Source organism: Achromobacter sp. AONIH1 (genome assembly GCF_002902905.1).
GTDB lineage: Bacteria > Pseudomonadota > Gammaproteobacteria > Burkholderiales > Burkholderiaceae_B > Achromobacter.
Window position 1 is genome coordinate 2,742,659 of record NZ_CP026124.1, and the last position, 23,639, is coordinate 2,766,297.

Sequence of the window (23,639 nt, forward strand, 5' to 3'; positions counted from 1 at the left end):
ATGATGCAATCCCAAATCGATTTCGCCCTGGCGACACCGGAAATCCTGCTGCTGGTTTTCGGCCTGGCCATCCTGCTCGTCGACGCGGTGAGCAATCACCCCGAGCGCAAGCCGACGTTCTGGCTGACCATGCTGGCGCTGGGCGTGTTGACCGTCGTGTCCGCCATGCAATGGAGCGCCGGCGTCAAGGGCAAGACCTTCAATGGCCTGTACGTCACCGACGAACTGTCGCATCTGCTGAAGATCGCGTCCTATGTGGCCGTGGCCGTCACGCTGGTCTATGGCCGCGTCTACGCCCAGGTCCGCGACATGCTCAAGGGCGGTGAACTCTACGTCCTGACGCTGTTCGCGCTGCTGGGCCAGATGGTCATGATTTCCTCCGGGAACCTGATCTCCATCTACCTGGGCCTGGAACTGATGTCGCTGGCCCTGTACGCGCTGATCGCGCTGCGCCGCGACAACGTCGTCGCCACCGAAGCCGCCATGAAGTACTTCGTGCTGGGCGCGCTGGCCTCTGGCTTCCTGCTGTACGGCATGTCCATGGTCTACGGCGCCACCGGTCACCTGGACCTGGCCGAAGTCGCCAAGGTCGTCGCCGCCGGCAAGGCCGAGAAGATGGCGCTGGTGTTCGGCATCGTGTTCCTGGTGTCGGGCCTGGCGTTCAAGCTGGGCGCCGTGCCGTTCCACATGTGGGTGCCGGACGTGTACCAGGGTTCGCCCACGGCCGTCACGCTGATCCTGGGCGGCGCGCCCAAGCTGGCCGCCTTCGCGATCACGCTGCGCCTGCTGGTCGACGGCCTGCACGGCCTGGCCGCCGACTGGCAGCCGATGCTGATGATCCTGGCGGTGCTGTCGCTGGCCATCGGCAACCTGACCGCCATCGCGCAGACCAACTTCAAGCGCATGCTGGCCTACTCGACCATCTCGCACATGGGCTTCGTGCTGCTGGGCCTGATGTCGGGCACGGTCGCCGGCAAGCCGGACGCGTCGGCCGCCGCCTACGGCGCCTCGCTGTTCTACATGCTGACCTACGTGCTGACCACGCTGGCCAGCTTCGGCATCGTGCTGCTGCTGTCGCGCCAGGGTTTCGAGTGCGAGCACATCGACGACCTGAAGGGCCTGAACCGCCGCAGCCCGTGGCATGCCGCCATCGTGCTGTTGCTGATGTTCTCGCTGGCCGGCATCCCGCCGCTGGTCGGCTTCTATGCCAAGCTGGCCGTGCTGCAGGCGCTGGTGGGCGCGGGCCACGTCACGCTGGCCGTGATCGCCGTGGTGTTCTCGCTGATCGGCGCGTTCTACTACCTGCGCGTGGTCAAGGTCGTGTACTTCGACGAGCCGGCGGCCGACGCCGCCCCGATGGTCGCTTCCGCCGGCCAACGCGCGGTGCTGTCGGTGAACGGCCTGTTGATCCTGGTGCTGGGCATCCTGCCCGGCGGCTTGATGGCGCTGAGCGTCCAGGCCATCCGCAGCTCGCTGAACCTGCTGTAAGCGGACGGACCGGATGAACCAGACCCTGGCGGTATGGCTCCTGATCGCGCTGGCCCTGGTCAGCGCGAACCTGCCTTTCCTGACGGAGCGCGTGTTCGCCGTGCTGCCCTGGAAGCAGGCGGGGCAGGCCGCGGTCAAGCCGTTCTGGCTGCGTCTGGTGGAAGTGCTGGTGTTCTACCTGGTCGTGGGCGCGCTGGGTTTCGCCTTCGAGTCCACGCTGGGCAACCGTTTCTCCCAGACCTGGGAGTTCTACGCCATCACGCTGAGCCTGTTCCTGGTACTGGCCTATCCGGGGTTTGTGTACCGGTATCTGTTCAAGCGGCATCCCAGGCTGCGCAGCCAGTGAATCCCCTTGCCTAGCAGGGCTCCCGCCGACGAAAGACGCCCTACGGGGCGTTTTTTGTTATGGGTGGCGTGATGGGCTGCCTGCCTTCGCGAAGCCGCCTGCGGCAGCCGTGGCGGCATTCCTGATCATTCAAGCTTCAGTCAGGAAGGGATGGCTCCGAGAGGATGAGCGAGGGCGCGTCATAAGCCTCCATACATGACGAAAAGACGCTGACTCTTGTTGTTTTTTCGTCCTGCGAGCCGGTAAATATTCAATTTTCAGCGAACGTTCAGCTTTGAAGTTCACAATCGCAACCCATCGAAAAACAAGAATCGTTGTTATTCATATTCTGGAGAAGCCTTGTGAAGCCCGAAGACTCCTTTGCCGTCACGTCGCTCAGCGGCTCGCTGGCGGCAGTGCTGGCGACCCCCGCGCTGTTCCTGACGGCCGGCGCGCACGCGCAGTCGTCGGGCCAGGGCGCGACGCAGCTGGCGCCTGTCCAGGTGCAAGGCGAAGCCTATACGCCCTATGACGTCAAGGAATCGGGTTCCAAGAAGTTCACCGCGCCGCTGCTGGACACGCCCAAGTCGGTGCAGGTGATTCCCCAGGAAGTCATCCAGAACCAGGCGGCGTCCTCGCTGACCGATGTGCTGCGCAATTCGCCCGGCATCACCTTCGGCGCGGGCGAGGGCGGCAATCCGCTGGGCGACCGGCCGATCATCCGAGGCTATGACGCCCAGGCCAGCACCTATGTGGACGGCATGCGCGACATCGGCGCGACGTCGCGCGAAGTCTTCAACCTGGAGCAGGTCGAAGTGGTCAAGGGCTCGGACGGCGCCTTCGGCGGCCGTGGCGGCGCCGGCGGCAGCGTCAACCTGATCAGCAAGACGGCCAAGGCGGAAGACTTCACCGCCGCCAGCCTGGGCATCGGCACTGACAGCTACTATCGCGGCACCATAGACAGCAACTGGCAGCTGGGCGAGAAGACGGCGTTCCGCCTGAACGCCATGTACCACGATGCCGATGTGGCCGGCCGCGACATGGTCAACAACAGCCGCTGGGGCGTGGCGCCCACGATCACGTTCGGCCTGAACTCGCCGACCCGCGTGACCCTGAGCTACTACCATATGCAGACGGACGACCTGCCGGACAGCGGCATTCCGTATGCCTATCCGAGCACCAAGGTCAAGCGCGACGGCAGCTACATGGGCGTGAGCCGGACGGGCCCCGCCGATGTCAACCGCAAGAACTTCTACGGCCTGGCCAGCGACTACCGCAAGACCACGTCCGACATGGGCACGATCGGCATCGAGCACGATTTCTCGGATCGCCTGACGCTGCGCAACATGACGCGCTACACCTACTCCACGCAGAAATACGTGTGGACCCAGCCGGACGACAGCCAGGGCAACGTGCTGAACGGCCGAGTCTGGCGTCGCGCCAACACCCGTGACAGCCGCGTCGACAGCCTTGCCAACCAGACCGAGCTGGTGGGCAAGTTCGACACCGGCTCGTTCAAGCACAGCTTCAACGTCGGCCTGGAAGTGTCGAAGGAAGAGGGCAAGAAGGATTCGATCGCCGTGAATCGGGGCACGGGCTCCGGCAAGGACAATGCCTGCAACTTCCTTGGCGCCGCGTCCAAGTACAACTGCACCAGCCTGTACGATCCCGATCCGCATGATCCCTGGGTCAATACCCTGGACGGTGAACGCGTAGGCCAGCCGACTCGTTCGCGCACGATTTCGAAGTCGCTCTACGCCTTCGACACGGTGGAACTGTCGCCGCAGTGGCTCGTGAACGGCGGCCTGCGCCTGGATCGCTACGAGACCAAGTTCACCAACACGCCCGCCAACAACTACACCGTGATCAAGCGCAATGACACGCTGTGGAACTACCAGCTGGGCCTGGTGTACAAGCCGGCGGACAATGGCAGCATCTATGTGTCGTATGCCACCTCGTCCACGCCGTCGAACAGCGACTCGGGCGAAGGCGCGGGCAATGGCCTGGCTCCTGGACGCGGCGGCGCCGGCGCGAATGCGGCCGACATGGCTCCCGAAAAGAACAAGACCTACGAACTCGGCACCAAGTGGGAAGTGCTGGATCGCCGCATGACGCTGACGGCCGCGGTGTTTCGCACCGAGACCACCAACGCGCGCCTGACCCTGCCGGACAACACCTACGCGATGGCCGGCAAGAAGCAGGTCGACGGCTTCGAACTCGGCTTCTCGGGCAGCATTACGCCGGCCTGGCAGGTCTTCGGCGGCTACACCTTCCTGAAGAGCAAGATCAAGGACGACGGCGTCGCCACGGACAAGGGCAACGACTTCCCCAACACGCCGCGCAACGCCTTCAACATCTGGAGCACCTACGCGGTGACGCCGGACTTCACGGTCGGCGGCGGCGCCTATTACGTGGACAAGCAGTACGGCAACACGGCCAACACGGCCTACATCCCGTCGTACTGGCGCTTCGACGCGATGGCCGGCTACCGCTTCAACAAGAACTGGAACATGCAGCTGAACGTGTTCAACCTGTTCGACAAGACGTACTACGACAAGGCTTACGCCGCACACTACGTCAGCGTCGCGCCGGGCCGCTCGGCGATCCTGAGCGTGAACATGCGCTACTGATCCGGGTGTCCCGGCAAGCAAAAAGCCACCGTAAGGTGGCTTTTTGCTTTGCGGCGTTGGGAACAGGCCGCGAGCGCGGATGGCTGTTTCCGTGCTCAGCTCTCGAACCAGTTCAGCACGCCATCCAGCCCCGACACGTTCAGCGCATAGCGCGTCTGCTCGCGCACCAGCGGCTTGGCGTGATAGGCCACCGGGAAGCCGGCCGCGCCCAGCATCTTCAGGTCATTGGCGCCGTCGCCCATGGCGATGGTCTGTTCCTTGGTGGCGTCGTGTTGGCGCGCGAACTCGCGCAGGTAGACGGCCTTGGCGTCGGCGTCCAGGATGTCGCCCAGCACGCGGCCGGTCAGCACGCCATTGTCGATCTCCAGCGTGTTGGCGTGCGCGCTGTCCAGCTTCAGGCGCTCGCGCAGCCGGTCGGTGAAGAAGGTGAAGCCGCCCGACACCAGCAGCACCTTGATGCCGGCGGCCTGCGCGGTGCCGATCAGCCGTTCGGCGCCCGGATTCAGCCGCAGCTTTTCCGCGTAGACCTGTTCCAGCGCCTCGGCCGGCACGCCCTTGAGCAGCGCGACGCGGCGGCGCAGGCTTTCGGAGAAGTCCTTGATCTCGCCGCGCATGGCGGCTTCGGTGATTTCCGACACCTTGTCCTTGACGCCCGCCACGCCGGCGATCTCGTCGATGCACTCGATGTTGATCAGCGTGGAGTCCATGTCCATGGCCAGCACCTTGCAGCTGGACAGTTTCAGGCCGGCGGGCAGGAAGGCGGTATCGAGGCCCTTGCTTTCCCCCCAGGCGCGGACCTCGGCGCGGGTGGCGTCGTCGTGCTGCACGTCGAGCAGGCGGGCGGCGGTGGCGCTGATGCGGGCCACGCCCTGGGCCTGGGCCAGCGCGGCCAGCTGCTCCGCCTGGTCGACGGTCAGGGCAGGGGATTGGACGACGAGGTGATGAGTAGTCATAAGTTTGCGAATAAGGATCGGTGGCGTCTGCGCGCGGCGTAGCGGCAGCTTACTTCAGCGCGCGCAGCACCGCACGCACGGCGTCGGCGCGCGCCGGGATCTGCTGCGCCTTGATCTCGACGCGCAGCTTGTCCTGGCCCGCCAGCTTGATGTGACGCTGGCGTTGGACCAGCTCGATGATGCGGGCGGGATCCACGGGCGTCTTGGGGCCGAACTGCAGCAGCGCCTGCGTCTCGCTGGCATCGATCTTGATGATGCCCAGCGGCTGCGCCGCCAGCCGCAGGCGGTGCGTGGTCAGCAGGGTCTGCGCCGCGTCCGGCAGCTTGCCGAAGCGGTCGATCAGCTCTTCCTGGATCTGGATCAGGTCGTCTTCGTCGGCCGCGTGCGCCAGGCGCTTGTAGATGGCCAGGCGCGCGTGCACGTCGGCGCAATAGTCCGAAGGCAGCAGGGCGGGCGCGTGCAGATTGACCTCGCAGGCCAGGTTGAAGGGCGCGTCCAGGTCCGGTTCCTCGCCCGCGCGCAGCGCGCGCACGGCCTCGTTGAGCATCTCGTTGTACATGGAGAAGCCCACTTCCTGGATGTTGCCGGATTGCGAATCGCCCAGCACCTCGCCGGTGCCGCGGATTTCCAGGTCGTGCATGGCCAGGTAGAAGCCCGAGCCCAGCTCTTCCATGGCCTGAATCGCTTCCAGGCGCTTCTTGGCATTGCTGGTGATGGCGTCCTCGCCTGGCGTCAGCAGGTAGGCGTAGGCCTGGTGGTGCGAACGGCCCACGCGGCCGCGCAGCTGGTGCAGCTGGGCCAGGCCGAAGCGGTCGGCGCGGTGGATCACGATGGTGTTGGCGCTGGGCACGTCGATGCCGGTCTCGATGATGGTCGTGCACAGCAGTACGTTGTAGCGCTGCTGGTAGAAGCCCTTCATCACCTGCTCCAGCTCGCGCTCGGGCATCTGACCATGGGCCACGGCGATGCGGGCCTCGGGCACCAGCTCTTCCAGCCGCGCACGGCGGTTGTGGATGGTCTCGACCTCGTTGTGCAGGAAGTAGCACTGGCCGCCGCGCTTGAGTTCGCGCAAGAGCGCCTCGCGCAGCGTGCTGCCGTCCTCGCGCCGCACGAAGGTCTTGATGGCCAGGCGCTTCTGCGGCGCGGTGGCGATCACGGAGAAATCGCGGATGCCTTCCAGCGACATGCCCAGCGTGCGCGGGATCGGCGTGGCGGTCAGCGTCAGCACGTCGACTTCGGCGCGCAGCGCCTTCAGCGCTTCCTTCTGGCGCACGCCGAAGCGGTGTTCCTCGTCGATGATGACCAGGCCCAGGCGCTTGAACTTCACGTCCTTGGACAGGATCTTGTGGGTGCCGATGACGATGTCCACGCGGCCGTCGTTGATGCCCTCGATGGCCGTGGCGACTTCCTTGGCCGAGCGGAAGCGCGACAGTTCCACCACGCGCACCGGCCAGTCGGCGAAGCGGTCCGAGAAGGTCTGGGCGTGCTGTTCGGCCAGCAGCGTGGTCGGGCACAGCAGGGCGACCTGCTTGCCGTTGGCCACGGCCAGGAAGGCGGCGCGCAGCGCCACTTCGGTCTTGCCGAAGCCCACGTCGCCGCAGACCAGCCGGTCCATGGGCCGGCCCGAGGTCATGTCGGCGATCACCGCCTGGATGGCTGCGGCCTGGTCGGCGGTTTCCTCGAAACCGAAGCCCTCGGCGAAGGCCTCATAGTCGTTGAGCGGCAGCTTGAAGGCATAGCCTTCGCGCGCGGCGCGCTGCGCGTACAGGGCCAGCAGCTCGGCGGCGGTGTCGCGCACCTGCTTGGCGGCCTTGCGGCGGGCCTTGTCCCACTGGCCGGAGCCCAGCTGGTGCAGCGGCGCGGCCTCGGGATCGGCGCCGCTGTAGCGGGCGATCACGTGCAGCTGCGACACCGGCACGTACAGCGTGCTGCCGTTGGCGTACTCGAGATGCAGGAACTCCATCTCGCCTTCGCCCATGTCCATGTTGACCAGGCCGTGATAGCGGCCGATGCCGTGCTGGGCGTGCACCACCGGATCGCCGGCGCGCAGCTCGGACAGGTCGCGCACCATGGCTTCGACGTTGCTGGCGCGCTCCTGGTCGCGCTTGCCGCGCCGGCCGGTCGTGGCTAGCCCGGGGTACAGATCGTTCTCGGTCAGGAAGGCCAGGCCGGCGCCGGGCAGGCCGAAGCCCGCGGACAGCGGAGCGGCGGCGATGCCGAAGTGCGCGTTCGAGGACAGGAAGGCCTCGATGCTGTCGGGCTGGGCGTCGGGCGTGACGCCGAACTCGTTGAGCATCTGCACCAGCGTCTCGCGGCGGCCGGCGGAATCGGCGCACAGCAGCAGGCGGCTCTGGCGTCCCTGGACCAGCGCGCGCAGCTTGGCGACAGGATCCTCGGCGCGGCGCGCCACGCTGACGTCGGGCGCGGCGCGGAAATCGGGATGCGGCTGGCCGGCGGTGAGCGCCAGGCGGCGGAAATCCTTCAGCTTGCCGTGCAGCGTTTCAGGGTCCAGGAACAGCGCCGACGGCGGCAGCACCGGGCGCTCGCGGTCGCTCTTGAGAAAGCCGTACCGGCTGGCCGTATCCTGGCCGAAGCGCTGCATGGCGTCGTCGATGTCGCCCACGGTGACGGTGACCGTGTCGTCGGCCAGATAGTCGAACAGCGTCGCGGTCTCGTCGAAGAACAGCGGCAGGTAGTATTCGACGCCGGCGAAGGGAATGCCATTGCCGATGTCCTTGTAGGGCAGGGCGCGCGAGGGATCGCCTTCGAACACCTCGCGAAAGCGCGCGCGGAAGCGGTTGCGGGCGTCCTCATCCATGGGGAACTCGCGGCCCGGCAACAGGCGCACCTCGCCCACCGGATACAGGCTGCGCTGGGTATCGACGTCGAAGCTGCGGATGGTCTCGATCTCGTCGTCGAACAGGTCCAGCCGGTAGGGCAGGACCGAGCCCATCGGGAACAGGTCGATCAGCCCGCCGCGCAGACAGAACTCGCCGGGCGCGGTGACCTGGGTGACGTGGTTGTAGTTCGCCAACGTCAGCTGCGCGCGCAGCGCGGCCTCGTCCAGCCGGTCCTTCTGCTTGAACGAGAAGGTGTAGGCGGCCAGGAAGGAGGGTGGCGCCAGACGGTACAGGGCAGTGGTGACCGGCACCGTCAGCACGTCCACGGATTTCGTCATCAGCGCGTGCAGCGTGTGCAGGCGCTCGGAGATCAGGTCCTGGTGCGGCGAGAAGGCGTCATACGGCAGCGTCTCCCAGTCGGGCAGCTGACGCACCGACAGGTTGGGCGCGAACAGCTGGATTTCCTCGGCCAGCCTCTGTGCCTCCAGCGGCTCGGCCGTCAGGATGACCAGCGGGCCGCCAGCCTGGCGTGCCAGGTCAGCCAGCAGCCAGGCGTCGCCCGAGCCGGGCGGGCGCGGCTGCGCATAGCGTGCGCCGGTCTTCAGTGCGGATAGCGTAGTGGCGGTCGCGGGCACGGGCGGCGCCGCCGTGGCGGAGGTAGGGGAGGCGGGCATCTGGCTGGAAGCGGACATCAGGCGGAAGATTATAAAATCTTCGCACCATGTCTGACTCAATCATCGCCATCGTGCCCGCCGCGGGCGTCGGCGCCCGCGCCAGCCGGCCCGGGCAGGACGCCGTGCCCAAGCAATACCGGCCGCTGGGCGGCCAGCCCATGCTGCGGCTGGCGGTCAGCGCCCTGCTCGCCGACGCGCGCATCGCCCAGGTGCGCGTGGCGGTGACGCCCGGCGACGGCTGGGTCGACGACGCGCTGACGGGGCTGCCACGCACCGTGTGGCGCGCCTGCGGCGGCGCCACGCGTGCCGATACGGTGGCCGGCGCGCTGGCCGACAGCGGCGCGGCCGACGATGCCTGGGTGTTGGTGCATGACGCGGCACGGCCTGGTCTGCCGGCCGAGGCGCTGGCGCGACTGATCGACGCCTGCCTGAAAGATCCGGTGGGCGGCCTGCTGGCCCTGCCGGTGGCGGACACGGTCAAGGGCGGCCACGAGCGCGTCGAGCGCACGCTGGACCGCAACGGCCTGTGGCTGGCCCAGACGCCGCAGATGTTCCGCGCCGGCGCGCTGCGCGACGCCCTGACGGCGGCGGCGGTGGCGGGCGTGGCGGTGACCGACGAGGCGTCGGCCATCGAGGCCGCGGGCTATGCGCCCAGGCTGGTGCCGGGTTCCCTGCGCAATTTCAAGGTGACCTGGCCGGACGATTTCGAACTGATGGAAAAATGGTTATGAGCATTCCTTTCCGCGTCGGCCAGGGCTTCGACGTGCATGCACTGGTCGAAGGCAGGCCCCTCATCATCGGCGGCGTGACGATCCCGCACACGCACGGCCTGCTGGGGCATTCCGACGCCGACGTGCTGCTGCACGCCGTGACCGATGCGCTGCTGGGCGCGGCCGGGCTGGGCGACATCGGCCGGCACTTCCCGGACACCGATCCGGCTTTCAAGGGCGCCGACAGCCGCAAGCTGCTGCGCGAGGCCATGGCGCGCGTGCGCCAGGCCGGCTGGACGCCGGTGAACATCGACGCCACCGTGCACGCGCAGGCGCCGAAGATCGGCCCGCACGCCGCGGCCATGGTGGCGAACATCGCGGCCGATACGGGCCTGGCCGTTACCGAGGTCAACATCAAGGCCAAGACCAACGAGGGCCTGGGCTATCTGGGCCGCAAGGAAGGCATCGCGGCGACGGTCGTGGCGCTGCTGGCGCGCGCGGATTCCCCGGCATAGCGGCACACGCGACAAGCGACATTCGCCGCGGTTCCCGTACTTCGTTTGTTTTGATACATCTTTAACAAATGAATAAGCGGGTCGCATCAATCTGGAATATTCTGCGCTACTCGATTTCGACTACATAGAGAATCCGGATGCGTCTACGCGGCATCGCTCTGCTTTCCATCGCGGGCGTTTTCAGCGCGCCCGCCCTTGCCCAATACCAGCAGCAGCTCGGCCCGTTGGCCGGCGCGGTCCAGCAGCAGATGCTGCAAGGCTGGACCGCTGGCGTGGAGGATGGCTGGTTCACACTGCGCAACACTTCGACGCCGGGCAGCGAACAGACGCTGTACATGAACGTCGGGCCGGCGCCGGAGTCTGGCCGAGTGACCGACGTGAATGTGGTGGTCAAGTCGCCGAACCCCAAGGCTTCGATCGGCGTGGTGCTGAACAATCGCGCCAACAAGAGCCTGTGTCTGCTTGAACTGACGGCCGAGAAGAACACGCTCCTGTTCTGCCTGCAGGGCGACAAGCGCCGCGACATCGCCTCTGTGCCGAATGTGGCCAAGCTGGATGGCTCCGACCGCATCCGCGTGGTCGAGCTGCCCGGCGCGGCGCGCTTCATCGTCAACGGCCAGAAGATCGGCGACGTCAGGGATGAACCGGCGACCGGTTCTCAGATCGGCATCATGGCCTATGACGTCGGCACCTTCGGCATTGCCGACTTCGCCGTCACGGCGGGCGAGGCCGATGCCAAGCCGGCGCCGGCCGCGGGCGGCCTGCCCGCGCGCGGTGGTGGCGGTGGGAGCGGCGGCAGCGGCGGTGGCGGTGGCGGTGGCGGCGCGGCGGGCAACCCGCCCAGGCAGCAAGGCGGCGCCGATTCGCCCTTGCGGGGCGAGGGCCCGTATCCGCGCTTCGGCGGCGACAACATGCGCATCGTGTCGGTGTACGTCGGCATCATGCGCAGCATCTTCCTGCACGAGTTCGGCCACGCGCTGATCGGCGAACTGGAGCTGCCCTCGACCGGCGCCGAAGAGGACGCGGTCGACATCTATGCTGCGCTGAAGATCGTCGAGCCGACCATGTACCCGTCGGACAATCAGGAAGTGAACACCATGGTCAAGGAGGGCGCGATCTACGCCGCCTTGCAGTGGTACTACAGCGGCAAGCTGGCCGAGAACCGCGGCGCATCGTCCGGTTCGGCCTGGCAGGATGAGCACACGGGCGACCTGAAGCGCTTTCGCAACATGCTGTGCATCATGTACGGCGGCAACCCCGGCGTGTTCGAGTCCGTGACCAAGAGCGTCGGCCTGGAGGATCGCACCAAGGCGCGTTGCGCGGACGAGTTCAACAAGCAGAACCGCGCCTGGCACAAGATCCTGGCGCCGCATACCCGCGTGGGCACCTGGTCGCCCGAGGGCCTGCAGCCGGCCAACGCGCCCGGCGCGCCCGTGAACGTGGTGTTCGAGCCGTCGCGTCGCAAGATCGGCAACCTGTTCGCCGAGGCGCTGTCCCAGCCGATCGGCGACAACATCAAGTCGTTGGGTCAGACCTATGTGCTGCCGCGGCCGGTGAATGTGGTCTTCAAGGACTGCGGCAAGCTGAACGCCTGGTACAGCCCGCGCGAAGGCTCGATCACGATGTGCTACGAGCTGATCGAGAACATCGCGGTGATGATTTCCGACATCGAGATGGGCACTGTCAACGGCGAGGTCGTGCCCAACAAGGGCGGCTCGGCGCCGGGCGCGCCGCAGCGGCAGCCGGGGCAGGGCCAAGGCCAAGGCCAAGGCCAAGGCCAGGTTCAGGGCCAGCCGCCGGGTTCCATCGATGAACTCAAGGACATGGGCGTGCCGCCCACGACCATGCTGTTCACGGCGCCCTACAAGGGACCGACGCCCAACAAGATCTACCGCGCGCAGATCATCACCACCGGGGATCTGGTGTCGCTCTTGAAGAAGGACAAGAACCTCATCCTCGTCGACACCAGTGGCTTGAAGGACACCTTGCCCATCGGCTATTCGCTGCCCGACGCCGGTTCGGACGGCAGCGTGACGGACGGCCTGCAAGCCGATCTGGATGCCTGGCTGATGAAGAAGACCGGCGGCAAGCGCGACCAGCCCATCGTGTTCCTGGGCGCGGGCATGAATGACCGCTCGTCCTACAACGCGGCGCTGCGCGCCGGCACGCTGGGCTGGACCGCCTACTGGTATCGCGGCGGCGTCGAGACCTGGGTGGCCTACGGCCTGCCGACCACCTCGACCATGCCGCCCAAGAACCAGTGATCCGTCGACGGCGCCGTGCAGCATCGGCGCACGCGCAACAAAAAACCCGCCAGCACAATGCAGGCGGGTTTTTTCTTGGCGGCAGCCCGGGCGCCGGCCAGCGCATGCCGGCGGGCGCTACGGCTTACTTGCCCTGAGCGGTCAGCGCCAGCGCGGCGGCGTTCACCACGGCGGCGATGCGGCCGGCGTCGCGCAGCTGCTCGGTCGACAGGCCGTCGTTCTTCAGGTTCTCGTAGTGCGATTGCACGCAGAAATGGCACTTGCCGATGATCGAGGCCACCAGCGCGAACAGCTCGAAGCGTTTTTTCTCCACGCCGCCGTGCGTGGCGTAGGCGTTCATGCGCAGTTGGGCCGGCAGGCTCTTGAGCTGGGCGTCGCCGCTCATTTCCACGTAGGGATACCAGGTGTTGTTCATGCCCATCAGAGCGGAAGCGGTCAGCGCCGCGTTGGCGTCGGTCTCGGACAGGCCGCTCTTGAAGGCTTCGACCAGCAGCGGGCTGCGCGCGGCATAGGCGGCCGACAGGGCGGCGCCCACGGCGTCTTCGGCCGGCAGGGTCGAACGGGCGATCACGGCGTCCAGATTCAGGCGGATGTCCTTGGCCCAATCCGGCAACTGTTCTTTGATGGTGGAGAGGAATTCCATAGTTTTTACCTATAATCTAGCGCAGTTAAAGCCCGGCAGGAGCTTGCACGAGCAAACCCCTGGCCGGGCTGGAAATTACAGCGTGGCGCCGCCAACCGTACGGTTGCACGGGCACAGCTCGTCGGTTTGCAGACCGTCGAGCAGACGCAGAACTTCTTCCGGGTTACGGCCGACGTTCAGGTTGTTCACCGAAACGTGCTGGATCGTGTTGTCCGGGTCGACGATGAAGGTGGCGCGCAGCGCAACGCCAGCACCCTTTTCACGCACGCCCAGCTGGTCGATCAGGGCGCCGGTGGTGTCGCCGAACTGGTAGTGACCCAGCTTGTTCAGGTCCGGGTGCTCACGGCGCCAGGCCAGCTTGACGAATTCGTTGTCGCTCGAACCGCCCAGCAGGACGGCGTCGCGGTCTTCGAAATCCTTGGCCAGCTTGTTGAAGCCGACGATTTCGGTCGGGCACACGAACGTGAAGTCCTTCGGGTAGAAGTAAATCACCTTCCACTTGCCGGGGAAGGAGCTTTCGGTGATGTCTTCGAACGCGGACACGCCGTTTTCTTCATGCTGGTTGAAGCCGGGCTTGACGCCGGTAACCTTGAAGGGCTCGAGTTTGTCGCCAACAGTTTTCATGTTTACTCCTGGTGTTGTCGGTGGAATGAAGCCTGTGCCTCAAACCATGAATTCTACGCTATTGATTTTCACTGTCTAATTGATAATTCCTAAATTTGGCTTTGGGCAGCTCTATCCGCGCGGTCAAACCGCCCCCCTCGCGGGGGAGCATGCGCAGGGATCCACCCACATGCTTGAGCAGCCGCTCGACAATGGCCAAACCCAGGCCGGCGCCGCTGACGCCGGTGCGCGCCGCTTCGCCGCGCGAGAAGGGACGCAGCAGGCGCTCCACGTCCTCGGGCGCGATGCCCGGTCCGCGGTCGCATACCTCGATGGCGATGATGCCGCCCTCAGCTTGCAGTGTCATGACCAGATGCGCCATGCCGTCTTCTGAACGGCCGTAGCGACGGGCGTTCTCGATCAGGTTGCTGACGATGCGCTTGAGGTCCAGCGCGGTGATGCGCGCGCGCAGGCCGGGTTCCAGCGAGGCATCCAGTTCGCCGCCCAGCGAGGCGGTATGGCTGCGCTCGCGCTCGTAGAGTTCGGCCAGCACGGCGGAAATGTCCGTCGCCAGTTGGGGCAGGGTGCCCGCCGGGCGGGCGTATTCCATGAGCTGGCCGATGCTGTGGTCGATCTGGCCCAGGTCTTCGTCGATGGCCTGGCGCGCGTCTTCCGACACGCCGCTCAGCTCGATCTCCAGGCGCATGCGCGCCAGCGGCGTGCGCAGGTCATGGGAAATCCCCGCCAGCATCAGCTCTCGGTCGGCCTCGGCCTGGCGCAGGTCCTTGGCCATGCGGTTGAACGAGGCGTTCAGGTCGCGGATCTCGAGCGGCCCCTGCTCGGGCAGCGGCGCGGGCGTCTCGCCGCGCGACAGCACCTGGGCGGCGCGCGCCAGCCGCGACAGCGGCCGGTTCACGAAGCCCACGCTGACGGCCGCGCCCACCAGCGACAGCAGCAATGCGGTCGCGCCCCAGCCCAGCCATTCGATGCCGCCGGTCAGCCCGATCTGCTCGCGCTCGAACACTAGCCAGTACAGCTCTTTCTCGATCTGGAAGCTGACCCAGAAGCCCGGCACCTGGTTCACGCCCCAGGCGATCTGGGTCTCGGGACCGAAGCGCGTGCGGATGTGCTGCGCCACGCGCTGCCAGTAGTCGTCGTCGGGCAGGGCCTCGGCGTAGTCGGTGACCTCGCGCGGATAGACCTGGATGCCTTCATTGGTGGCCAGGTCGAGCAGGAGCTTGCTGCGTTCGCCGTCGTGGGAGTAGATCAGCGCGGTGCGCGTGATGTTGACGGCCGTGATCACCCGCTGCGCCATCTGGTTGGCGCGCGGGCCCAGCTCCATGCTGAAGAAGACTTGTAGCCACGCACCCAGGCTGACGAGCATCAGCGCGGCGAGCAACAGGAACGTGCGGCCGAATAGTCCCAGCCGCAGACGCGAGGTCAGGTTCCTGAAGGTTTTGCGCAAGCGGGGCACGAGGCTGCGCTCCTGCCCGGGGCGGGCTTGTCGATCAACTGCCACCGTCCGGAACGAACACGTATCCCAGGCCCCAGACGGTCTGGATGAATACGGGCTTGGACGGGTTCGGCTCGATCAGCTTGCGCAGGCGGGAAATCTGCACGTCCAGGCTGCGGTCGAAGGCTTCGTACTCGCGGCCGCGGGCCAGTTCCATCAGCTTGTCGCGCGACAGCGGAATCTTGGGATGACGCGCGAACACCTTCAGCACGGAGAATTCGCCCGTGGTGATGGGCACCTGTTCCCCGTTGCGCGTCAGCGTGCGGGTGGACAGGTTCAGCACGTAGGGGCCGAAGGCGATGGATTCGTTTTCCTGGCTGGGGGCGCCGGGATGCTCCTCGGTGCCGCGGCGGCGCAGGATCGCGTTGATCCGGGCCAGCAGCTCGCGAGGATTGAACGGCTTGGACAGGTAGTCGTCCGCGCCCATCTCCAGGCCGACGATGCGGTCGATTTCTTCCGCCTTGGCCGTCAGCATGATGATGGGCGTGTTGTCATGGCCACCGCGCAGCCGGCGGCAGATGGACAGGCCATCTTCGCCGGGCAGCATCAGATCCAGCACGAGCAGGTCGAAATGCTCGCGTTGCCAGAGTTTGCCCATCTCTTTGGCGTCTTCGGCGACGAAGACGTTGAATCCCTGCTCGGACAAGTACCGGCGCAGCAGATCGCGCAAGCGCGGATCGTCGTCGACGACGAGGATTTTGCGGGTGGGGGTGGTGTTTTGAGTGTTCATGGCCGGAAATGTAACAGTGACAAGAACCAGCGGCTAGAGGGCGTTCACAAGATATTACACATTGCGAGCCCTGGTTGAAATCCCCCTTCTCGACGGGTCAAAGCCGTCTAATTTCGTACAATCTGCACCTATGGAACTAAACCTGCTGGCTCTGGAAACCTCGTCGTCGCGCTGCGGCGTCGCCCTGTTGCGCGCGGCCGACGGCCGGCTGGACGTCACCGTCCGTGAGCACGAAGGATCCCAGGAGCACGCCGAGCAGCTGCTGCCCATGGCCGGCGAACTGCTGGCCGAGGTGGGACTGGCCCCGGGCGCGCTGCACGCCGTGGCGTTCGGCCAGGGGCCGGGCGGGTTCACCGGCTTGCGGGTGGCCTGCGGCGTGGCCCAGGGCATGGCCCTGGGACTGGATATCCCGGTGCTGCCGGTGGTTTCGCATTTGGCGGTGGCCGCGCAGACCGGAGCCGCGCCGGGCCAGGCCGTGCTGGTGGCGCTGGACGCCCGCATGAATGAAGTCTATCTGGCTGTCTACCGGCGGGCAGGAACGGAAGGCGACGAGCCGGCTTCCTGGGAGACGCTCCAGGAGCCCATGCTGATCGCCGCCGCCGAAGTCGTGCCCTGGGCGCAACATCATCAGTCTGGCTGGCGCCTGGGCGCGCCGCTGTTGATCGCCGGTGATGCCTGGGACGCCTACGCGGCCGACATGGCGCCGCCGCCTGCCTGGCAGCGGGTCGACGTCCTGCGTCCGGAAGCCGCCAGCGTGGCCAGGCTGGCGCGGCAGGACTGGCTGCGCGGGCAGTCGGTGCCGGCCGAGCTGGCCGCGCCGCTCTATGTAAGAGACAAGGTCGCCTTCACCACCGCCGAGCGCATGCGCGGCGAAGGCGGCAACCCCAAGGCGCGCCGGGCCATCCCGGCGACGCCGCAACCGCTGACCGACGCCGATCTGGACGAGGTGGTCGCGCTGGAAGCCAATGTGCAGTCCTTCCCCTGGACGCGTGGCAATTTCTCCGATGCGCTGGCGGCCGGCTATGGCGCCTGGACCTTGCGCCAGGAAGGCAGGCTGGCGGGTTTCTGTATCCTCATGTTCGCGCCGGATGTCGCCCATCTGCTGGTGATCGCCGTGGCCAGGGACCTGCATCGGCAGGGGCTGGGCGGTGAGCTGATGCACTGGTGCGAGCAGCGCGCACGCGAGCGCGGCCTGGAGGGCGTGCTGCTGGAAGTGCGGCCATCCAACGCCTCGGCCATCGCGTTCTATAAGAAGCACGGCTATCTGCAGATCGGCGTGCGCCGTGGCTATTACCCGGCGGACAAGGGCGGACGCGAGGACGCCCTGGTCATGCAAAAGCGTTTCGACGCGAACGGAGCCTGAGCATGAATGCCGTCCGGTCGCCCGAAGACATCATGCCCGCCATCCCGCCGGCCGGCGCCGCCGCGCCACGCGTGAACCCGTTGCAGCGCATCTGGCTGCGCGAGATCGGCATGGAGAAGTTGTGGCTCAAGCCCGCGCCTGCCGCTCGCCAGGTTGATGCACAAGTTGTTGATTTGAAAAAGGAAGCGTCCGTCCGTCCGGCTCGGGCCGAACGTTCGGACCCGGCCTCGCCGGTCGCGCTGCCCGTTGCAGCGGCGCCGCAGGCGCAGGCCGCGCCCGGGCCGGACGCGCCGGCGCGCGTCGCCCCGGCCGTGCGCAGCGGCCCGCCGCCCAAGCCGGTCGCCAGGCAGGAGCCGGAAGTCGCCGAGGCCCCGCTCATTCCCGTGGCCGAGCGCGCGCGCAACGCCACCCTGGACGAACTGCGCGAGCAGGTCGTGTCCTGCACCGCCTGCGGCCTGTGCCAGGGACGCCGCCACGCGGTCTTCGGCCATGGCGGCCAGCCGGCGCGCTGGCTGGTGGTGGGCGAGGCGCCGGGCGAACAGGAAGACCGCCAGGGCCAACCCTTCGTCGGCCGTTCGGGCCAGCTGCTCGACGCCATGCTGTCGGCCGTGGGCATGAGCCGCGAGCGCGACGTGTTCATCGCCAACGTGATCAAGTGCCGCCCGCCCGGCAACCGCAACCCCAAGCCCGAGGAAATCGCCGCCTGCAGCCCCTACCTGATGCGCCAGATCGAGCTGCTCAAGCCCGAGCGCATCCTGGTGCTGGGCCGCTTCGCCGCCCAGACGCTGCTGGGCACCGAGGCCACCATCGGCAGCCTGCGCGGCCGCGTGCACCAGCTCAAGACCGACGCCGGCCCGCAAATCCCCGTGATCGTCAGCTACCACCCCGCCTACCTGCTGCGCAGCCCGGTGGAAAAGTCCCGCGCCTGGCAAGACCTGAAGCTGGCCGCCAGCCTGAACTGACGCGCGCATCCGCGCGCCGTCTGATTTCTGCGATTGAGTCTGAGCGCACGGCGCGCCGCCATCATGCGCGCCCAATGGGCGCTGCCGCGCTGAAGCGCCAGAGCTGGCCAGTATGCGTGACAGGGGCCGCCCCAGAGACACGCACGGCCTCCGACACTGCCGCCCCAATCGAGGCCGCGCGGAGCCGGCTCTGCCGGTCCGCAGCGGCGCCCCCTTGAGGGGGAAGCGCCAAAGGCGCTTCGGGGGTGGGTTACTCCCCCAGGGCCCGGCCGTGACCTTCCTGGCCGATCTGTTCCTGCAGCTCAGGATTGGCCTGCAGGTTGCGCTTGCACCAGCGCATGAAGACCACCATCAGCACGGCGACCACGGTGCCGAACATCACGATGATGATGTTGATCGGCAGTTGCAGCCACAGCAGCAGCGTGTACATGGCGACCATGAGCAGGATGTTGAGCTGCTCGTTGAAGTTCTGCACGGCGATGGAATGGCCGGCGGACAGCAGCACGTGGCCGCGGTGCTGCAGCAGGGCGTTCATGGGCACGACGAAGAAGCCGGCCAGGCCGCCGGTGACCAGCAGCAGCAGGTAGACGCTCCAGGGGGCATAGACCAGCGGCATCAGCAGCACCACCAGGCCCATGGCCGCGCCCACCGGCAGCACCGACAGCGCGCGGCGCAGCGGAATGCGGCCGGCCAGGATCGAGCCCACCACGGTGCCCAGCGCCGCCACGCCCATCAGGATGGAGGCCTTGTCCAGCTGGTAGCCCAGGTGGCTGCGGCCCCATTCGATGACGATCAGCTGCAGCGTGGCGCCGGCGCCCCAGAACAGGGTCGTGACGGCCAGCGAGATCTGGCCCAGCTTGTCGCGCCACAGCACGCAGACATAGCCCCAGAAGGTGCCCATGAGCCTGATCGGGTTCTTCTGCTGCGGCGGGTAGCGCACGTGCGTCTGCGGAATCATCAGGTTGCACAGGGCCGCCAGCAGGTAGACGAAGGCGATCACCAGGATGGCCGCCTCGGCTGGCGAATGCACCAGCTTGCCGATGAAGGAATGGTGCAGCAAGGCGTTGGACACGTGCGACGAGATCAGCAGGCCGCCCAGCACGGTGCCCAGGATGATGGACAACACCGTCAGGCCCTCGATCCAGCTGTTGCCCTTGACTAGCATGGACGGCGGCAGCATTTCGGTGACGATGCCGTACTTGGCCGGCGAGTAGGCGGCGGCGCCGATGCCGACCACGCCATAGGCCGCGCACACCAGATACGTCTGGTATTCCGGGGCGATGCCCAGGCTGGCGTACGAGAACATCAGCAGACAGCCGGCGACCTTCAGGGCATTGGTGCTGAACATCACCCGGCCCTTGGGGAAGGAGTCCGCGAAGGCGCCGACGAAGGCGGCCAGCACCACGTAGGCCAGGGCGAAGGTCCATTTCATCATGGGCGCCAGCCAGTCAGGCCCGTGCAGTTCCTGTATCAGGGCGATCGCCGCGATGAACAGCGCGTTGTCCGCCAATGACGAGAAGGCCTGCGCGGCCATGACCAGATAGAAACCACGTTTCAAGAATGTCCCCGATGCCTGGCCCGAGCCGGCCAGCCTGCTAGTTGAATAGTGTGCCGTTCCAAAAAGTGTCAGGGAGTATAGCCGGTGGCACAGTCCTGCCCGGCTCGGCGTTTGCCCGTGGTTTGACCGTATCGGGATGGCGCGCGCGTCACGCCTCTTGACGCTTGTTCACGTTCGGGGACAGACCGCCTGCGGTATCATACGGGCCATATGCGCGCCGGCCCTCCTGGGCCGGTTTGCAATCTGCGCGGCAGGTCCCGGTCTGTTAACGCCTTTCGTTCAACCCACCACCCGGTCCGTCATCGTACTGTGCGTCTTACTCAGCTAAAACTCGCCGGCTTCAAGTCCTTCGTCGATCCCACCGTGATCCCCGTGCCCAGCCAACTGGTGGGCGTGGTGGGCCCCAACGGTTGCGGCAAGTCGAACATCATCGACGCCGTGCGCTGGGTGCTGGGCGAGGCCAAGGCCTCGGAACTGCGTGGCGAGTCCATGCAGGACGTCATTTTCAACGGCTCGGGCAATCGTAAGCCGGCCGCGCGCGCGTCCGTGGAAATGGTGTTCGACAACAGCGAAGGGCGCGCCGCCGGCCAGTGGAGCACCTACGCCGAGATCGCGGTGCGCCGGGTGCTGACCCGCGACGGCACCAGCAGCTATTTCGTCAACAACCAGCAGGTCCGCCGCCGCGACATCCACGACATTTTCCTGGGCACCGGCCTGGGCGCTCGCGGCTACGCCATCATCGGCCAGGGCATGATCAACCGCCTGATCGAGGCGCGCCCCGAAGAACTGCGGGTGTTCCTGGAAGAGGCTGCCGGCGTGTCTCGCTATAAAGAGCGCCGCCGCGAAACCGAAAACCGCCTGTCCGACACGCGCGAGAACCTGACCCGGGTCGAGGATATCCTGCGCGAGCTGAACAGCCAGCTCGAAAAGCTGGAGGCGCAGGCCGAAGTCGCCACGCGCTACCGCGAGCTGCAGGCCGACGGCGAAAAAAAGCAGCATTCGCTGTGGTTCCTGAAGGAAACCGGCGCGCGCGAAGAACGCGCCCGCAAGGCCCAGGAAATGCTGCAGGCGCAGAACGAGCTGGAAGCCGCCATCGCCGGCCTGCGCGCCGGCGAGGCCGAGCTGGAATCGCGCCGCCAGGCGCACTATGCCGCCAGCGACGCGGTCCACTCCGCCCAGGGCCAGCTCTACGAAGCCAACGCCCAGGTCAGCCGCCTGGAGGCCGAGATCCGCCACGTGGTGGATTCGCGCAACCGCCTGCAGGCGCGCCGCGAGCAATTGCAGCAGCAGATCGCCGAGTGGAACACCCAGCGCGAGCACTGCACCGAACAGATCGCCCAGGCCGAGGATGACCTGGCCACCGGCGCTGCCCGCACCGAAGAGGCGCGCGCCGCCGCCGAGGACGCCCAGGCGTCGCTGCCCGACGTCGAGCAGCGCGTGCGCGAAGCCGCCGGCGGCCGAGACGAGATGCGCGCCGCGCTGGCGCGCGTCGAGCAGAACCTGGCCCTGGTGGCGCAGTCGCAGCGCGACGCCGACCGCCAGATGCAGGCGCTGGAACAGCGCCGTGAGCGCTTGCAGCAGGAATTGCGCGAGCTGCATAGTCCGGATCCGGCGCGCCTGGAACAGCTGGCCGGCGACCGCGCGGCAGGCGAGGACCAGCTCGAGGAAGCCCAGGGCCAGCTGGCCGAGCTGGAAGCCCGCGTGCCCGAGGCCGACGCCGAGCGCAGCCGCGCCCAGGGCGACGCGCAGACCGAAGTGCAGAGCCTGGCGCGCCTGGAGGCCCGCCTGTCCGCCCTGGTCAAGCTGCAGGAAGACGTGCAGAAGCAGGGCGCGCTGGAACCCTGGCTGGCCAAGCACGAGCTGGCCGGCTTGCAGCGCCTGTGGCAGAAGCTGCACGTCGAACCGGGCTGGGAAACCGCGCTGGAATCGGCCATGCGCGAACGCATGGCCTCGATGGAAGTGCGCAGCCTGGACTGGGCCCGCGCCTTCGCCGAAGACGCGCCGCCCGCGCGCCTGGCCTTCTATCAATTGCCGGTCGCGGCCCCCGCGCCGGCAGCGCCCGCCGGGCTGACGCCGCTGGCCAGCCTGCTGCGCATCACCGATCCCGACCTGCGCACGCTGCTCAACGAGTGGCTGGCAGGGGTCTATACCGCGCCAGATCTGGCCCAGGCGCTGACCATGCGCGCCACGCTGCCGGCCGGCGCCGCCTGCGTGGTCAAGGCAGGCCATCTGGTCGACGCGCACAGCGTGCGCTTCTACGCGCCCGACTCCGAACAGGCCGGCCTGCTGGCCCGCCAGCAGGAGATCGAGAACCTGCAGCGCGAAATCAAGGCGCAGCAGCTGATCGCCGACCAGGCCCGCGCCGCCGTGGCCCGCGCCGAGGTCGCCTGGCAGCAGGTGTCCCAATCGATCGCGCCGGCGCGCCAGCGCGTGGCCGAAGTCACGCGCCGCGTGCACGACATCCAGCTCGAGCATTCGCGCCTGCAGCAGCAGGCCGAGCAGTCCGGCGAGCGCGCCTCGCGCCTGCGCCAGGACCTGGAGGAAATCGCGGCCAACGAGGAAGACCTGCGCGCCACGCGCGAGGAAGCCGAGGCCCGCTTCGAAGCGCTGGACGAAGAACTGGCCGAGCATCAGTCGCGTTTCGCCGACGCCGAGATCGAAGGCGAGACCCTGGCCGCCCAGGCCGAGGCCGCTCGCGCCCGGCTGCGCGAACTGGAGCGCGCCGCGCAGGAGGCGGAATTCGCCGAGCGCGGCATCCAGGTCCGCATCACCGACCTGCAGCGCAACCGCCAGCTGGCCGCCGATCAAAGCCAGCGCGCCAATGTCGAACTCGAACAGCTCCAGGCCGACCTGGCCGAGCTGGACGCCTCGGCCTCGCAGGCCGGCCTGCAGGACGCGCTGGAACTGCGCGCCGAGCGCGAGGACGCTCTGTCGCGCGCGCGCCAGGAAATGGACAATCTGGCGGCCCTGCTGCGCGGGGCCGACGAGGATCGCCTGACGCAGGAACGCCTGCTGGAGCCGCGCCGCGCCCGCATCACCGAACTGCAGCTGCAGGAGCAGGCCGCCCGCCTGGCCGAGGAACAATTCACCGAGCAGCTCAACGCCCGCGAGGTCGACCGCGAGGCGCTGGCCCAGGAGCTGGCCAACCAGCCCGACGAATGGCGCCGCGCCAGCTGGCTGCAATCGGAAGTCTCGCGCATCTCGCGCCAGATCGAGTCGCTGGGCTCGGTCAACCTGGCCGCGCTGGACGAGCTGAACGCCTCGCGCGAACGCAAGGGCTTCCTCGATTCGCAGCACCAGGACCTGATGACCGCCATCGAAACCCTGGAAGACGCGATCCGCAAGATCGACCGCGAAACCCGCGAACTGCTGCAAGAGACCTTCAATACCGTCAACGGCCATTTCGGCGAGCTGTTTCCCAAGCTCTTCGGCGGCGGCGAGGCCAAGCTCACCATGACCGGCGAGGAAATCCTGGATGCCGGCGTGCAGGTGATGGCGCAGCCCCCGGGCAAGCGCAACAGCACCATCCACCTGCTGTCGGGCGGCGAAAAGGCGCTGACGGCGACCGCGCTGGTGTTCGCGCTGTTCAAGCTCAACCCCGCGCCGTTCTGCCTGCTGGACGAGGTGGACGCGCCGCTGGACGACGCCAATACCGAACGCTACGCCAACCTGGTCAGCAACATGAGCGAGCAGACGCAGTTCCTGTTCATCTCGCACAACAAGATCGCAATGCAGATGGCCAAGCAATTGGTCGGCGTGACCATGCAAGAGCAGGGGGTTTCGCGTATTGTTGCGGTAGATATAGATTCGGCCGTGCAAATGGCCTCCGAAGCGGCATAAACCCAATATTCAGAAGGGCGCCGGCTGA

Annotated in this window: 16 protein-coding genes; 9 read left to right on the forward strand and 7 right to left on the reverse strand. The window is 67.1% G+C overall.

Annotated elements, in window-relative coordinates; translation table 11 throughout:
• The 3 genes from nuoN to C2U31_RS12435 all read left to right on the forward strand — a co-directional run bounded on the left by nuoN (window position 1) and on the right by C2U31_RS12435 (window position 4,443).
• The gene (gene nuoN / locus C2U31_RS12425; RefSeq protein ID WP_103273071.1) at window positions 1-1,488 is read left to right on the forward strand and encodes an NADH-quinone oxidoreductase subunit NuoN; all 1,488 of its coding nucleotides are present in this window, start codon (window positions 1-3) and stop codon (window positions 1,486-1,488) included.
• A gap of 13 nt (window positions 1,489-1,501) precedes the next feature.
• Window positions 1,502-1,834 (forward strand): DUF2818 family protein, encoded by a 333-nt coding sequence (locus C2U31_RS12430; protein ID WP_103273072.1) that lies wholly within the window; start codon window positions 1,502-1,504, stop codon window positions 1,832-1,834.
• 341 nt (window positions 1,835-2,175) lie between these two features.
• Entirely contained in the window at window positions 2,176-4,443 is a 2,268-nt protein-coding gene (locus tag C2U31_RS12435) for a TonB-dependent siderophore receptor (RefSeq protein ID WP_103273073.1), read from the forward strand.
• Window positions 4,444-4,538: 95 nt separating this feature from the next.
• Here C2U31_RS12435 and serB read toward each other — a convergent pair whose 3' ends face one another.
• Together serB and mfd are read right to left on the reverse strand one after the other, a co-directional pair.
• On the reverse strand, window positions 4,539-5,396 hold the full coding sequence (gene serB, locus C2U31_RS12440) for a phosphoserine phosphatase SerB (RefSeq protein WP_103273074.1): 858 nt from the start codon (window positions 5,394-5,396) through the stop codon (window positions 4,539-4,541).
• Between the two features lie 49 nt (window positions 5,397-5,445).
• Complete coding sequence (gene mfd, locus C2U31_RS12445; RefSeq protein WP_199770990.1) at window positions 5,446-8,928, reverse strand: transcription-repair coupling factor; 3,483 nt, start codon at window positions 8,926-8,928, stop codon at window positions 5,446-5,448.
• A 29-nt stretch (window positions 8,929-8,957) separates the two neighbouring features.
• On the opposite strand from mfd, the gene ispD reads away from it, so the two are divergent.
• The 3 genes from ispD to C2U31_RS12460 all read left to right on the forward strand — a co-directional run bounded on the left by ispD (window position 8,958) and on the right by C2U31_RS12460 (window position 12,399).
• Complete coding sequence (ispD, locus tag C2U31_RS12450; protein WP_103273075.1) at window positions 8,958-9,641, forward strand: 2-C-methyl-D-erythritol 4-phosphate cytidylyltransferase; 684 nt, start codon at window positions 8,958-8,960, stop codon at window positions 9,639-9,641.
• Window positions 9,638-10,135, forward strand: a complete 498-nt coding sequence (ispF, locus tag C2U31_RS12455) for a 2-C-methyl-D-erythritol 2,4-cyclodiphosphate synthase (RefSeq protein ID WP_103273076.1) — start codon at window positions 9,638-9,640, stop codon at window positions 10,133-10,135. The genes ispD and ispF overlap by 4 nt, the downstream gene beginning before the upstream one ends.
• A 137-nt stretch (window positions 10,136-10,272) precedes the next feature.
• On the forward strand, window positions 10,273-12,399 hold the full coding sequence (locus C2U31_RS12460; protein WP_103273077.1) for a DUF4344 domain-containing metallopeptidase: 2,127 nt from the start codon (window positions 10,273-10,275) through the stop codon (window positions 12,397-12,399).
• A 124-nt stretch (window positions 12,400-12,523) separates the two neighbouring features.
• Here C2U31_RS12460 and C2U31_RS12465 read toward each other — a convergent pair whose 3' ends face one another.
• The 4 genes from C2U31_RS12465 to ompR form a co-directional block, all read right to left on the reverse strand.
• Window positions 12,524-13,042: a carboxymuconolactone decarboxylase family protein gene (locus C2U31_RS12465; RefSeq protein WP_103273078.1), complete on the reverse strand. Its 519-nt coding sequence runs from the start codon at window positions 13,040-13,042 to the stop codon at window positions 12,524-12,526.
• Between the two features lie 75 nt (window positions 13,043-13,117).
• Window positions 13,118-13,666, reverse strand: coding sequence for a peroxiredoxin (locus C2U31_RS12470; protein ID WP_006389231.1), 549 nt, complete (start codon window positions 13,664-13,666; stop codon window positions 13,118-13,120).
• Between the two features lie 58 nt (window positions 13,667-13,724).
• The gene (locus tag C2U31_RS12475) at window positions 13,725-15,119 is read right to left on the reverse strand and encodes an ATP-binding protein (RefSeq protein ID WP_199770991.1); all 1,395 of its coding nucleotides are present in this window, start codon (window positions 15,117-15,119) and stop codon (window positions 13,725-13,727) included.
• Window positions 15,120-15,153: 34 nt separating this feature from the next.
• Window positions 15,154-15,888, reverse strand: a complete 735-nt coding sequence (gene ompR / locus C2U31_RS12480; RefSeq protein ID WP_003813882.1) for a two-component system response regulator OmpR — start codon at window positions 15,886-15,888, stop codon at window positions 15,154-15,156.
• Between the two features lie 130 nt (window positions 15,889-16,018).
• Here ompR and tsaB point away from each other — a divergent pair, with 130 nt between their 5' ends.
• Window positions 16,019-17,251 carry a tRNA (adenosine(37)-N6)-threonylcarbamoyltransferase complex dimerization subunit type 1 TsaB gene (gene tsaB / locus C2U31_RS12485; protein ID WP_103273080.1) on the forward strand — a complete coding sequence of 411 codons (1,233 nt, stop codon included), beginning with the start codon at window positions 16,019-16,021 and terminating at the stop codon, window positions 17,249-17,251.
• A 2-nt stretch (window positions 17,252-17,253) separates the two neighbouring features.
• The gene (locus tag C2U31_RS12490) at window positions 17,254-18,213 is read left to right on the forward strand and encodes a uracil-DNA glycosylase (RefSeq protein WP_233772745.1); all 960 of its coding nucleotides are present in this window, start codon (window positions 17,254-17,256) and stop codon (window positions 18,211-18,213) included.
• A 250-nt stretch (window positions 18,214-18,463) separates the two neighbouring features.
• On the opposite strand, the gene lplT is transcribed toward C2U31_RS12490, so the two are convergent.
• Window positions 18,464-19,771 carry a lysophospholipid transporter LplT gene (gene lplT, locus C2U31_RS12495; protein ID WP_103273081.1) on the reverse strand — a complete coding sequence of 436 codons (1,308 nt, stop codon included), beginning with the start codon at window positions 19,769-19,771 and terminating at the stop codon, window positions 18,464-18,466.
• A 309-nt stretch (window positions 19,772-20,080) separates the two neighbouring features.
• Between lplT and smc the strand changes: the two genes are divergently transcribed.
• Window positions 20,081-23,611 (forward strand): chromosome segregation protein SMC, encoded by a 3,531-nt coding sequence (gene smc, locus C2U31_RS12500; protein ID WP_103273082.1) that lies wholly within the window; start codon window positions 20,081-20,083, stop codon window positions 23,609-23,611.
• The last annotated feature ends 28 nt before the right edge of the window (window positions 23,612-23,639 follow it).